Source organism: Faecalispora anaeroviscerum, assembly GCF_947568225.1.
GTDB classification, from domain to species: Bacteria; Bacillota; Clostridia; order Oscillospirales; family Acutalibacteraceae; genus Faecalispora; species Faecalispora anaeroviscerum.
This window is the reverse complement of sequence record NZ_CANOOQ010000001.1, coordinates 837,979-851,695: the sequence shown is the minus strand read 5'-3', so window position 1 is coordinate 851,695 and position 13,717 is coordinate 837,979. Positions and strand designations below refer to the sequence as shown.

The 13,717-nt window shown below is 50.0% G+C and carries 11 protein-coding genes and 1 other annotated feature; of the genes, 4 read left to right on the top strand and 7 right to left on the bottom strand.

The window, feature by feature from the left end; all coding sequences use genetic code 11:
• The first annotated feature begins 12 nt into the window (after positions 1–12).
• From dapA to QOS46_RS04175, 4 genes are all read left to right on the top strand, one after another.
• Complete coding sequence (dapA, locus tag QOS46_RS04190) at positions 13–900, top strand: 4-hydroxy-tetrahydrodipicolinate synthase (RefSeq protein WP_283607479.1); 888 nt, start codon at positions 13–15, stop codon at positions 898–900.
• Between the two features lie 84 nt (positions 901–984).
• Positions 985–1,755, top strand: coding sequence for a 4-hydroxy-tetrahydrodipicolinate reductase (gene dapB / locus QOS46_RS04185; RefSeq protein WP_283607478.1), 771 nt, complete (start codon positions 985–987; stop codon positions 1,753–1,755).
• The gene (locus QOS46_RS04180) at positions 1,755–2,222 is read left to right on the top strand and encodes an ACT domain-containing protein (RefSeq protein ID WP_283607476.1); all 468 of its coding nucleotides are present in this window, start codon (positions 1,755–1,757) and stop codon (positions 2,220–2,222) included. Before dapB ends, QOS46_RS04180 begins: the two co-directional genes overlap by 1 nt.
• Before the next feature lie 210 nt (positions 2,223–2,432).
• A complete protein-coding gene (locus tag QOS46_RS04175; protein ID WP_456298789.1) occupies positions 2,433–3,434 on the top strand; it encodes a spore photoproduct lyase family protein in 1,002 nt (333 codons plus the stop codon).
• 230 nt (positions 3,435–3,664) lie between these two features.
• Here QOS46_RS04175 and QOS46_RS04170 read toward each other — a convergent pair whose 3' ends face one another.
• From QOS46_RS04170 to dxs, 7 genes are all read right to left on the bottom strand, one after another.
• Positions 3,665–6,328: a YfhO family protein gene (locus tag QOS46_RS04170; protein ID WP_283607474.1), complete on the bottom strand. Its 2,664-nt coding sequence runs from the start codon at positions 6,326–6,328 to the stop codon at positions 3,665–3,667.
• A gap of 121 nt (positions 6,329–6,449) precedes the next feature.
• Complete coding sequence (gene tyrS, locus QOS46_RS04165) at positions 6,450–7,679, bottom strand: tyrosine--tRNA ligase (protein ID WP_283607473.1); 1,230 nt, start codon at positions 7,677–7,679, stop codon at positions 6,450–6,452.
• A gap of 61 nt (positions 7,680–7,740) precedes the next feature.
• Positions 7,741–7,988 (bottom strand) — a binding site (T-box leader).
• A 30-nt stretch (positions 7,989–8,018) separates the two neighbouring features.
• Positions 8,019–9,707, bottom strand: coding sequence for a DNA repair protein RecN (recN, locus tag QOS46_RS04160; RefSeq protein WP_283607472.1), 1,689 nt, complete (start codon positions 9,705–9,707; stop codon positions 8,019–8,021).
• 6 nt (positions 9,708–9,713) lie between these two features.
• Entirely contained in the window at positions 9,714–10,169 is a 456-nt protein-coding gene (locus QOS46_RS04155; RefSeq protein WP_283607470.1) for an arginine repressor, read from the bottom strand.
• A 1-nt stretch (position 10,170) separates the two neighbouring features.
• The gene (locus QOS46_RS04150) at positions 10,171–11,028 is read right to left on the bottom strand and encodes an NAD(+)/NADH kinase (protein WP_283607469.1); all 858 of its coding nucleotides are present in this window, start codon (positions 11,026–11,028) and stop codon (positions 10,171–10,173) included.
• Positions 11,025–11,846 carry a TlyA family RNA methyltransferase gene (locus QOS46_RS04145; protein ID WP_283607467.1) on the bottom strand — a complete coding sequence of 274 codons (822 nt, stop codon included), beginning with the start codon at positions 11,844–11,846 and terminating at the stop codon, positions 11,025–11,027. The genes QOS46_RS04150 and QOS46_RS04145 overlap by 4 nt, the downstream gene beginning before the upstream one ends.
• A complete protein-coding gene (dxs, locus tag QOS46_RS04140) occupies positions 11,843–13,702 on the bottom strand; it encodes a 1-deoxy-D-xylulose-5-phosphate synthase (RefSeq protein WP_283607466.1) in 1,860 nt (619 codons plus the stop codon). Before dxs ends, QOS46_RS04145 begins: the two co-directional genes overlap by 4 nt.
• Between the last annotated feature and the right edge of the window lie 15 nt (positions 13,703–13,717).

Genomic DNA, 13,717 nt, shown 5'->3' with positions numbered 1-13,717 from the left:
GAGGTTGCTACTATGAAAAAGGCACCTTTTCTCGGCTCCGGCGTTGCGATTGTAACTCCCATGAATCAAGATGGCTCTGTCAATTATGACATGCTGGGCCGTCTGATCGATTTTCAGATTGAAAACGGAACCGATGCGATCATCGCCTGCGGAACCACAGGGGAATCCGCAACATTATCTCATGAAGAACACTGCGGTGTTTTGGAATACTCCATCAAGAAGGTCAATCACCGCGTTCCCGTCATCGCCGGCACCGGCAGCAACGACACTGCTTACGCAGTTGAGCTGGCCGTGGAAGCCAAGCGCTACGGAGCGGACGCTCAGCTGAGCGTGACCCCTTATTACAATAAAACCTCTCAGGCAGGCCTCGTTAAGCATTTCACTCATATTGCGGATCAGACCGATTTGCCGATCATCCTGTATAATGTTCCCTCCCGTACCGGCTGCGGTATTCAGCCTGCCACCTATCTGGAGCTTTCGAAGCACTCCAACATTGTGGCAACGAAGGAAGCAAACGGAGATATTTCTTCTATTGCGCAAACAGCTGCTCTGTGCGGTGATAACCTGAACATTTACTCCGGTAACGATGACCAGACACTGCCGATCCTCTCTTTGGGCGGCAAGGGAATCATCTCGGTTATGGCGAACATCTGCCCCGCTTTGATGCACAATATTTGCCAAAGCTTTTTTGATGGCGACCTTGCGAAGAGCCGCGCGCTTTCTCTGGAATATCTTGACCTGATGAATGCTTTGTTTGTGGATGTGAACCCCATTCCTGTGAAGGAAGCGGTGAGTCTGATCGGATTTGAAAGCGGAGAATGCCGACTTCCCCTCGTGGCCATGAATGATGCAAACCGCGAAAAGATGGTTTCCGCTATGAAAAAGCATGGTCTGATCTGATTCTTTTCAAAAGTGAAAATCAGCATTTCTCCCCCGTCTACGGCGGGGGAGAAATGACAAGCAAATTAAGGATGGAATGATAAAATGACTAGATTTATCATAAGCGGGTGCAACGGAAAAATGGGCAATCAGATTGCCGCCGGGCTGAAGACCCGCCCCGACTGCATTACGGTTGCGGGAATTGACGCTTTTATCGGCGTGGAGAAGGAATTTCCTGTATTTTCTACTCCAGCCGAGATCAGCTGCGAGGCGGATGTTTTGATTGATTTTTCCAATCCCGCTCTTCTCTCTTCCCTGCTGGAGCTGGGGATTTCCCGCAAAATGCCGATGGTCATCTGCACCACGGGCTATTCGAAGGATCAGGTGGCTCAGATCAAAAAAGCCGCTGAAAGCATCCCGATCTTTTATTCCGGCAATATGTCCCTTGGGGTCAACCTGCTGATCGAGCTTGCGAAAAAGGCCGCGTCCGTACTGTGGGGCCAGTTTGATGTGGAAATCATCGAAAAGCATCATAACCAAAAGGTAGATGCTCCCAGCGGCACCGCACTGATGATTGCCGACGCAATTTCTTCCGTAGTAGAAGGCGAACCTCATTACGAATATGACCGGCATTCTCAGCGCAAGAAGAGAAGCAAAACAGAAATCGGTCTGCATTCTGTTCGAGGAGGCACCATTGTTGGGGAACATGAGGTTTTGTTCGCCGGCCCCGACGAGATTTTAAGCATCACCCATTCGGCGCAGTCCAAAGAGATTTTTGCGACAGGCTCTATCAATGCCGCTCTGTTCTTAATTGGTAAGCCTGCGGGTCTATATAATATGAGCGACCTGCTGGCCGATCATAAGGAGGAATCATAATGCCAGGAGCGACGGTTGCTTCGTCCAGTGAGATTACACTAATCACTTTACAGAATTGCTCAGCGAACATTGCCTTTTTGTCGGAAACCTTCGAGAAGATCGCGGCGCTGGGAGTAAATGTCGATATGATTTCCCTGTCCCCCACACAAGGTGCCTTCACCTCGCTTTCGTTTACAATTGCGGATGAAGATTTAGGAAGAATGCTGCAATTCACATCTGAACTGCAGTCTCGGCATGAAATTAAAATGATCGTCAGCAGCGGCAACAGCAAGATTACCGTTACCGATCAGCGAATGAAGCATACACCCGGAATTGCAGCTGCGGTGTTTGCGGCCGCCGCCCGTGTTTCGACCGATGTGCGGATTATCACCACGTCGGAAGAAGAGGTCTCTTTGCTGGTTACCTTTGCGGATTACCCGGAGACTCTGGCCGCCATTGAGCAGGCCATGAGAGAACCGCAGGATTAATTGTTCGGGAGAATTCCGGATTTAAAAATCAAAAAGCACTTGGAGCATCTTTTTTAAGGAAGCTTCAGGTGCTTTTCTTTGCAGTTCAGCTTCAGTTACATAATGGGTATCATTACAGATTCTATTCAAAACTATGCGTACAAGCACAAAACCCTTGCACTGCTATAATCCGCCGTTTTGGGAAAACTGAATACAGAGGAGGGATTTAAAGTGGAGATAAGCTTTGATGCGGTATATTACGAACCGGCAACACTTCATTATGAATTGGGAAAAATGCTCCAATCTAAATATGAAAGCTTGCCTTGGATTGAAATTGAGAGTCATAACCGAATACCGGAATTGACGGCAGCGGAAAACCGGGACTTCCCAAAGCTGAAACAGCATCTGATTATCGGCGTAAGAAAAACACATAAATATGTGCCGAATTCTAAAGTTTCTGACTGGCTGGTGCCATACACATCTTCCGGCTGCAGAGCCATGTGCCTGTATTGCTATCTGGTATGCAATTATAACAAATGTGCTTATCTGCGTTTGTTCGTTAATCGTGAGCAAATGCTGGACAGACTTCTAAAAAAGGATGCCGAAGCACCTGTGCCTCAGACCTTTGAAATTGGCAGCAACAGCGATTTGGTGTTGGAAAATGCTGTTACTGATAATCTGATTGATACTATAGAGCGTTTTGCGCGGGAAGGCCGAGGGCATCTTACCTTCCCTACAAAATTTGATCTGGTAAAACCATTACTGAGTCTTGATCACAAAGGCAAAACCATATTTCGCATGAGTATAAACCCGGAGGAGATTATACGCCGTATAGAGCTGGGTACCTCGCCGCTGCGCGAACGAATCCACGCACTGAATGAAATGGCGGATGCAGGATATCCGGCGGGGATGTTAATTGCGCCAGTCATTCTCGTTCCGGAATGGAAGCGGTTGTATGGGGAACTGATCGAACAGCTGGCAGAGGAACTGAGCCAAAGAGTCAAACAAAACGGGTTTATCGAAATCATACTGATGACTTACAGCTTCGTTCAAAATGCCATTAATACGGATGCGTTTCCCAATGGCGTAAAACTGCTTAATCGGGATACGATGACAGGACGTGGGCGTGGTAAATACTGTTATCGAAATGATATACGCGGAGAAGCTGAGCTTTTTTTGCGGGAAAAGCTGTCTAAAGAGTTGCCAAGTATGTCAATCTTATATATTTCATAGACTATTTACGATGAATGCTGACATTATGCCACCCGATTTTATTGTAGCCGAAAGGGCTTGTTGTCTGTGAAATGCAGACAACAAGCCCTTTCAGCTGCTGGATTTAAAATATCGGTCTCATTTTTAAGGGTCACTTCATTGCGAGTGGCCACTTTTATACGATTCCGTTCGATCATCTGTTTTTGTCGTTTTATCCATACTAAGATGAAAAGCGGCAGCCCTCTGCCCTGCTACCCGAATGCGTAAACAACAAGCGGGAACAGATAAATTCCGGTCAGAATCACAAAGAACAAAATTCGGTAAGCCCACAAAGCCAACGGCTCCATCGGCCTCAAAAAATGATAGCCTTCCCGCTTCAAAAGAATCCAGAATCCCACGAGAGTGAAGATGCCAAAAGCCGAAAGAAGAATGCCAAGTTTCAGGCCCTGCGGTACAAATGTTAGCTGTACCTTGTTTTCTCCCTGTTCCAAAGGAATGGCCATCATGTCGCCAAATACCTGGTATGCTTCGGCGGCCTTTCCGTTAACCTGAACCGAATATCCCTTCTGGTACGAGAGCGGCAGCAGCAAATAGGGATTTTCGCCCGAGGCCTGTACGGTTCCGGAAATGCAGTTCCCGTTTTGAGTCAACTGCACCTTGGGTGCAGAGGCTGCGGCTGTATCGAGCGTTTCCAGGTTCATACCGAATATGCCGAAGGATTTCGCATGGAAATCACGCAGAACCGTAACGCGGATGTCGACGGCTTGATCGGTGAAGGTACCAAGATTCAAAAGGCCGTTTTCCTGCTGAGTTGGGTATTGATACGCCACAGTTTCATCGTTGACCGAAACGCGCAGGCTTTTATAGGCCGGTTCGGTCAGATGGTTGGTGACCTGATCAAAGCAATCCAAATACAAGGTCTGCGTTCCCTCCACCAGTATGTGGTATTCCAAAACGCCGTCCTTTTCGGAATTTTCCCGTAACAGCTCCATCTGAGAGCCGGTGTCGTACATAAACAAATTGGTTGCGGAGGAAGATTCATATTCCTCCGTCAGCTGTTCCTCTGAACCAAATACCTTCGTAAAGAGGTATTGCTGAATCCCGCGGCGGGTCATGTTAGGCAGGTCCTTTAATTCGCTGATGTTGCCGGATTGAATCACAGTCCCAAAGGACAGCAGCTCTTTGTTCTTCACAAGAGCATAGCGATCGTTCTGGTAAATGACATTATCGCGATGGGTCGTTTCGTATTCTCGTTTGACGGTGTATCGGTTTCCCCACAAAGCATCCGTCAATTCGGTGCCGTCATGGGAGCTAACCTCCATCCAGTAAGAGGAATAGCCCATCCGTTTCATCGTGAACATAAAATCTTCGTCTGTCAGAGAAGTATAGTGATTGAGCGTCGGGTAATTGATCCCGCCCAGAAGGTTGACGTCAAAGTATTTATGGCCGTTTTTGACCCGGTACATACTTGTATCGTGTATTTTATCTTTCAGATCAAATACAGAGCTGTAAAAAGACACCGGATTTGCCGCCGAGCCGATAAAAACACTGCCGGAAAACAGGGATTCGCAGCAGGCCAGCAGCAAAAGAAACAGGGAAAAATACCGTTTGGTCAGATATTGGTGCCGGTACAAATACAAAACCAAATAATAGCACAGAATCGCCAGTATGGTGAATAATAGGAAATAGAACACGGCGGTTTCATCCAGCCAAAGGGTACGGGTGTAGATGCTCAGATCACGGTAGCGGTAATAGAGCAGTAGATACGCCACCAAAGACATGCAGGCCAAAAGGAAAACACCGATGCCGATCCCCGGCCAACCCTGATGAAGAAAGCGCCCCTCCTCCTGATTCAGGTCGGAAATCGCCTTGGCCAGAAATAGCAGGCCGAGAAGCGCCGTCATATACCCGTAGCGGGCCGGAAACGCCTGATAACTGCCTGTATGCCACATTTTGTTGATCGGTTCAATAAACAACGGAACAGTCAGAAGCACCCAAAGAATCAGCAGGCTGCGAATGTGAGAGTCGCGCCAGCATTTGACCGGGTTCAAGAATGCCAGTGCCGCAATCACTCCCGAGCTGCAAAGCAAAATGGGTAGTGTGGTATAAAAGCTGGTGAAAAAACTGCCGGAGGAAATGCTTTCGATCAGCCCCACAGCACGTGCGGATGATAGATACTGAAACAGAGATGGCAGCCAAACTGCACCGGTTACCAGAAGCGCGCAGACGGTGGAAATCCCCAATAGTAGAACAGATTGCTTTCTTTCTTCCGTTCTTTCCTGCGTCAGGCGCAGGTAAATCCCGAATGCCAGAACCACAAAGATAACAACCATGTAGGTTAGATAAAAATTCAGAACCATAATGGCTGCAAGGCTTAGTGTATAGCAAAGCGGCCTATGCTGCCGGATCAATCGATCCAACCCAATCATCAGAATGGGAAACATTGCCATTACATCGAGCCATACCATGTTTTGAAAATACAGCATGGTGTATCCGCCGAAGGCATACATGATCGAAAGAGCCAAAAGCTGCGTGGTATTGAGGCTTGAAAAGCGGTGTCGAAAAAAGATCGCTGCAGTCAGCGAACAGAGCGCCATTTTCAGTAGAACGAGGATGTTTGCGAACAAATACATCTGTTCTGCCGGAACCAGCAATACCAAAAATGTAAACGGACTTGAGACAAAAAAGAAGAAAACACCCAAAAAACTCATTCCACCCGCATTCTGCGTGTTTAAGAGAAAATCGGCGTTTCCATTTAATATATTCTGAAAATCGAGCAGAAAGGGAATCACCTGCTGCTTCATGTCACACCAGGCTAAAGTTTGATTCTCGAAAGGATACAAATGAAAGAGGAAGAACAGTAACAGAGTTAGTCCGGCCGTCGCAATCGGAGCGGGCCAGCAGCGTCGTTTCATGGTTCTTCCCCCGTTTCTGTTTCTAAAAATATTTTTCATTCAATACACCTTGTTTCTTCCCCTGCCGAAGGAAGAGGAAGAAACAGCAAATTAAAATGAAACGTTAGTTAGGTGGCTCTCTTTATTTCTGAAGAATAACCTTGTGGAACACTTTTTTGCCTTTTTTGATAATAACAAAGCCTTTTTCAAAATCAGAGGATGTCAGAACATGATCAATTGCGGTGATCTTCTGGTCATCTACCGCAACGCCGCCCTGCTGAATCAATCTGCGGCCCTCTCCCTTTGATGGGATTAAGCCGGATTTCATCATTACTTCCAAAATATTGATCGAGCCGTCTGTCAAATCAGAAACGGAAAGCTCCGTGCTGGGCATATTGTCTGAATTCCTTGTGCCGCCAAACAGGGCGCGCGCGGCCTCCTGTGCCTTTACGGCTTCCTCTTCCCCATGAATCAGCTTCGTCACTTCAAAAGCCAGCACCTCTTTGGCCTGATTCAACTCACTGCCGGTCATTGCCTCGTATTCCGCAATCTTAGAAAGCGGCAGGAAGGTCAGCAGCTTCATGCAGCGGATCACATCCGCGTCGTCAACATTGCGCCAGTACTGGTAAAAATCGAAGGGCGAGGTTTTTTCCGGGTCCAGCCACACAGCGCCTTTTTCCGTTTTTCCCATCTTCTTCCCCTCGCTGGTGGTCAGCAGCGTAAAGGTCATTCCATAGACTTCTTTGCTCTTCATCCGGCGCAACAGCTCTACGCCGCCAATAATATTGCTCCACTGGTCGTCTCCGCCCATTTCCAGAACGCAGTTGTGACGCTCGTTAAGCTCCAGAAAGTCGTAGCTCTGCATGATCATATAGTTTAGCTCAAAAAAGGACAATCCACTCTCGAGCCGCTGCTTATAACATTCCGCAGCCAACATGCGGTTAACAGAAAAATGCACGCCGACCTTACGCAGGAATTCGATATAATTGAGGTTCAGTAGCCAATCACCGTTATTCGCCATAATCGCTTTTCCACCGGAAAAATCGATCAGGCGGGACATCTGCTTTTGAAAACACGCAATATTGTGGTCAATATCCTCTTTGGTCAGCATTTTGCGCATGTCGCTCTTTCCGGAGGGATCGCCGACCATGCCGGTTCCGCCGCCGAACAGCGCGATCGGCGTATGACCTGCTCTCTGCATATGCGCCATCACCATGATCTGCACAAAATGCCCCACGTGTAGGCTGTCTGCCGTCGGATCAAAACCGATGTAAAAAGCGATTTTGTCCTCATTCAGCAGCTTTCTTACTTTTTCCTCATTCGTGATCTGGGCGATCATGCCCCTTGCTTCCAGTTCGTCAAATACTCCCATCTTAATTTCCTCCAATTCAGTTTGTAGGGGGAAAATAAAAAGCCCCCTGCGTTTTTCTCCTGCAGAGGGCGGAAATTCCGCGGTACCACCTCAGTTTACCGCAGCCTCACGGCGGCGGCCTCACGGGTAAAAGCTACCCAAACGCGTTAACGGGCGCAACCCGGACGAACCTAACTCCGGTAAAATTACCGCTTTCTCAGCCCGACAGCTCCGGAATGTATTTCTGGGAAGTCTCCGCCCCTGCTTGCACCAACCGCAGGTTCTCTGTGCCGGCTGTTTTCCCGTACTTTTTTCCTTCTTCGCCATTGATTTGCATTATAACGAATGTTTTTTGCGTTGTCAAGTCCTGGCGCTCCCCGGTGACTGCTTCGCGAGCCGAAGCATTTCGCGGGCATTTTCCCGCATCAGTTCCGTAACCGGGAAACCACCCATGATACGGGCCAGCTCATTGGCGCGGCCCTCGGCATCCAGCGGGGTGATTTCCGTAAAGGTGCGATCCTGTTGCTGCTGTTTTTGAATCAGCAGATGGTTCTGGGCCAGAGCAGCAATTTGCGCCAGGTGAGTCACACAGATCACCTGGCGACCCTTGGCCGCCTGGCGCAGCTTGAGGCCCACCTTTTGCGCGGCGCTGCCACTGATGCCCGTATCCACCTCGTCAAAAATCAGAGTATCTACCTCATCTTTCCCCGCCAGCACAGTTTTAATCGCAAGCATAATGCGCGACAGCTCGCCACCGGACGCAATTTTCGCAACCGGCTTTGGTGGTTCGCCCGGGTTAGTGGAAAGCAAAAACTGAATTTTGTCGCAGCCGGTTACATTTAGAGGGCAGCGCTCCTGCTCCACCTCAAAAGAAACTCCCGGCATATTCAAAAATTGCAACTCCTGCTTAACGCTTTCAATGAATCCGCCGGCAGACTTTTTGCGCTGTGCAGAAAGAAGCTTGGCCAGGCGAATCGCCTCTTCCTTGGCGCTTTCATATTCCTCATTCAGCTTGGCCAAACGTTCCTCAGAAAGCTCGATGTTCTGAAGCTCTGCGCGGCAGTTTTCAAGGTAGTTCAGCATATCCTCTTCGGTTTCGCCGTATTTCAGGCTGAGCCGGTACAGAAAATCGAGCCGATTCTCAATCTCTTCCAGCTCCGCGGGGTCATAGTCCAAAAGCTCCGCAGTTTTGTTGAGCTCTGCACTGCAATCCTGCAGCTCATATTCCACATTTTGAAAACGATCAGCCAGCGATTCGATCGACGGCAGATAACGCACAGCGTCGATTAAAGCGGAATTAATCTGCGACACGGCAGACAGAACGCCGCCCTCTTCTTCCCCATCGAGCAAAGCGCGGGCTCTCTGGAACTGCTCGGCCAAACGCTCGCTGTTGCGGTATAGCGTGCGCTTGGCCGCGAGCTGCTCCTGCTCGCCTGAGCGCAAAGCGGCTTCCTCCAGCTCTTGAATCTGGTATTTCAGCAAATCCATCCGGCGTTCCTTCTGCGATTCGTCCAGATCAAACGCCTGCAGTTCGTCTCGAATGCGGCACATATTCCGGTAAGCATGCTGGTATTCGTCGAGTAACGGCAGCAGTTCACCCACACGGTCTATGTAGCGGATGTGCAGATCTGGTGAAAGCAGCTGGTAGCTTTCATGCTGCCCGTGAATATTGACAAGGAACGGGGCAACCTCTTTCAGCACGGAAACTGTGGCCGGCCGGCCATTGATGCGGCAAGTGTTTTTCCCCGTTTGGCTGATTTCCCTTTGAATCAGGACATTTCCCTCTTCGTCGGCAGAATAGCCGAGCTCCGTGAGCTTTTGCAGTACATGGCCGTTCGGTGCGGAAAACACCGCGCTGACAAAAGCGGAGGAGGCCCCGGTGCGGATCAGCTCGCGCGAGGTTCTCTCGCCCAGAATCGCACCGATCGAGTCGATGAGGATGGATTTACCGGCGCCGGTTTCTCCGGTCAGCACATTAAAGCCGGCGTTAAAATCCAGCCCGCATTTTTCAATGACCGCAACATTTTCAATATATAGCTGCGAGAGCATCTGTTGTCACCTGCCAGCAATCAGTTTTTTGAGGTCCTCCGTCAGCTCGAGCGCTGTTTCCGGTGTTTTGCACACAACCAGTACGGTGTCGTCACCGGCCACAGTGCCCACCACCTTTTCCCAGCGCAGGCTGTCCAGCGCTGCGCAGACAGCGTTGGCCATTCCTGTCAGACACTTGACGACTACAAGGTTCATGGCGTTGTCTACATCCACGGCGGAATCCTCAAACAGCGAATAAAATTTTCCGGAAATATCTCGAGACGGCTCCTGGCTGTTTGCATAACGGTACTTTCCGTCTGCAGACAGAATCTTAACAAGGCGAAGCTCTTTAATATCTCTGGATACGGTGGCCTGCGTTACATCAAAGCCAGCCTCTTTCAGGCGGCGCAGGAGTTCCTCCTGCGTATCGATCTGATATTCGCTGATCAGTTCCAGAATTTTCGTATGACGTCTTGTTTTCATGTCACGCTCTCCGTTCTGAAAGTTTTTCGTTCACGACTTCATAAAAGGTTTGACATTTCAGGTCGATCAACCTGACCGACCGGGCAGACTTTTGGAAGCGCACGCATTCGTCCTCTGTTACAGGAATCGTTGTTTCGCCGTCGAGAGTTAAGAACATTTCACTTTGCCCATTCGGTACAGCGGTGATGTGAAAGGTGGTATCTTCACCGAACACGACCGAGCGTGTCAGCAGGGAATGCGGGCAAATCGGAGTCAGCAGCAGGCAGCGCATCGCCGGTTCGATCACCGGACCGCCAGCAGAAAGGGAATATGCCGTGGAACCGGTAGGCGTTGCGACAATCAGGCCATCCGCGCGGTAGTGGCAAAGATTGTTCCCATTATAAGAAACCTGAAAATCGAGAATTCTGCTTTGTGAGCCTCGGGAAATTACCCCTTCATTGAGCGCGTAATACACCTTTTGGTACTGCTCGCTTTTTAAAGAGGCCTCGAGCATTAAACGACGCTCAACCTTGTAGTTGCCATCCAGCAGCTGACGCAAACGGTGCAGTTGATTCGGCTCCAATCCGGCGACAAACCCGATTCTGCCGGCGTTGACGCCCAGAATCGGTTTGTCGGCTCGAGAGGCATGTTTGGCCGCGTGAATGATCGTTCCGTCGCCGCCTACGGCAATCACAAGGTCGCATGCAGCTATCATGCCGAAAAAGTCCTCAAAAAATTCAATATCGCGGTATGGAAAGCTGCTATACAGAGTGGCGTCCATACAGACGTGGATGCCTAAGCGGCGCAGCTCTTTGACCAGATCCTGCGTTACCTGATCCGCATTTGTTTTTGTCAGATTGGGGATGATTGCTGCAATCAATGTGTATCACCGCCGTTTAGCTGGATATGGGACTGCTCGACCAAGTCCGGCACAGACTGCCCTCTGAGGTCCTCCGGATGCTCCGATTTCTGCAAATAAATCAAATACTCAATATTCCCCTCCGGGCCTTTGACCGGGGAAAAAGTAAGTCCCAGCACGGAAAACCCGTGCGCAAGGACAAAATCTCGAATTTTTAAAATCACCTGTTCATGAACCGCCTTGTCGCGTACCACACCTTTTTTTCCGACATTTTCACGTCCGGCTTCGAACTGCGGTTTGATCAGGCAAAGTGCCCGCGCGTTTTCAGAAAGAAAGGTTCTGGCCACCGGCAGTACCAGAGTCAGAGAAATAAAGGATACATCCACACTAAAAAAATCAAGGATGTCCGGTACCTGCTCCGGTGTCAGGTAGCGCACGTTGGTTCGTTCCAGATTCACTACCCGGGGATCTGTGCGCAGCTTCCACGCCAGCTGACCGTAACCGACATCTACGGAATACACCTTTTCAGCACCGTTCTGCAGCATGCAGTCCGTAAAGCCGCCGGTGGAAGCGCCGATGTCCATACAAGTGAGGCCGGAAAGGTTGAGGGCATACAGCTCGATTGCTTTTTCCAGCTTGAGCCCTCCGCGGCTGACATACTTCAGTCCTTGCCCACGCACCTCTATGGCCGCGTCGGCCGGGAGTATGGTACCCGGTTTATCCGATTTCTGGTGATCCACATAAACGTTCCCCAGCATAATCAGGATTTTTGCCTTTTCCCGGCTTTCCGCAAAGCCCTTTTCAAATACGAGGGTGTCGAGTCTTTTTTTCTCTGTCACTTTTGATACTCCGTTTGAATGCTATTTTTCATGCTTTCACTGTCCAGCTGAAGCTCAGCCAGAGACTGACGCATGGTTGCTTGCTTGACAAAACGGTTTTCCACCGCTTGCAGGGTTGTTTTCCCTGCATAGTTTTTCTGGTACATCAGATACAGAAAATGCTCGCCTACCCCGCCCTGCCGGATGCCTTCTTCAAAAAAGAAGGTGTGCTGCGCGCCCATGCAAGCTTCTACTGCCTGCGGGTCGACCGGGTGAATTCGGTTGAGCTTGATGATCCGGACGGGAACCCCCTCCTGCCGCAGCTTTTTTGCCGCAAGACAGGCCATGGAAAAGAGTCTACCGTAAGTCACCAGTGCCACCGGCGACTCTCGATCACCGTATTCATCAAAGGAATGGCCCGAAACGGTAAAATCTTCCGGCTGATACAGTTGACCCCCTCGGGGATAGCGCACCGCTGTGACTCCGGGACACTCATAAATTGCCTGGTGCAGAAAAAGCTCCAGTTCCGCATGATAGGCCGGGGAAAAAATTGTCATGTTGGGGATGGCGCTGAGCAGGGAAACGTCAAACAGGCCCTGATGGGTTTCGCCGTCCTCCCCCACCACTCCCGCCCGGTCGATAGCAAGCGTTACCTTCAGATTCTGTAAAGCCGCATCGTGAATCACTTGGTCGATGCTGCGCTGCAAAAAGCTGGAGTACACGGCAAACACCGGCAGCATTCCGCCAGCCGCGAGCCCACCCGCAAAGGTGACGGCGTGTTCCTCCGCAATGCCCACATCAAAGAATCGATCGGGGAATGCCTTGTGGAAGCCGGCAAGACCGGTTCCGCTTTCCATGGCGGCTGTAATCGCGCAGAGGCGATCATCCTTCTTGGCCATGGCGCAAAGGCATTTACCGAACACCTTGGAAAAATTCTCGCCGGAGGCTTGGGACTCTCCCGTTTTGATGTCAAAACAGGGAACTCCGTGAAAGGCATCCGGATTTTTCTCGGCAAAGGAATAGCCCTTTCCCTTTGCTGTAATCACATGCAGCAGAACGGGTCGATTGATTTCTTTCGCGCTTTGCAGCACAGAAATCAGCTGCTCCACGTCGTGGCCGTCATAAGGGCCATAATAGGCAAAACCCATATCCTCAAATAGAGTACCTTTATACAGCGCCTGCTTGAGCAGAGTTTTGGATTTTTCCAGAACATTGCTGATCGGGTCGCCAAGCACCGGCAGGTGATCGAGAATCCCTGCTACGGTTCCCTTTGCTTTTAAGTAGCCCGGCTGGGTACGAATATGAGCCAGATACCGAGCAATAGAACCTACATTTTTTGAAATCGACATTTTATTGTCGTTTAGAATGACGATAAAATTTTTCGGGAAACGGCCGGCATTGTTCAGGCCCTCATAGGCCAGGCCGCCGGTCAGGGCCCCGTCGCCGATCACCGCAACCACGTGGCCGGGGTCGTTGTGAAGATTTTTCGCGCTGGCCAACCCCAGAGCAACGGAAATGGAGGTGCTGCTGTGACCCGCATGAAATGGGTCACAGTCGCTCTCTTTGGGGTTGGGGTAGCCGGAAAGTCCGCCCTGAGTGCGGATTGTGTGCAATTGATCTTTCCGTCCGGTCAAAATCTTGTGAGTATAGGACTGATGCCCCACATCCCACACAATATGATCAAACGGAACATCAAAAACATAGTGCAGAGCGACCGTAAGCTCCACAACACCCAGATTTGATGCCAAGTGCCCGCCGTTTTTTGCCACTGTGCGGATAATCTCCTGCCGGATTTCTCTGCACAGTACATTCAGCTCGTCCGTTGTCAAGGATCGCAGATCCCTTGGGGATTCAATGCAATCTAATATTTTTCCCATCCAAGAAACCTCTGT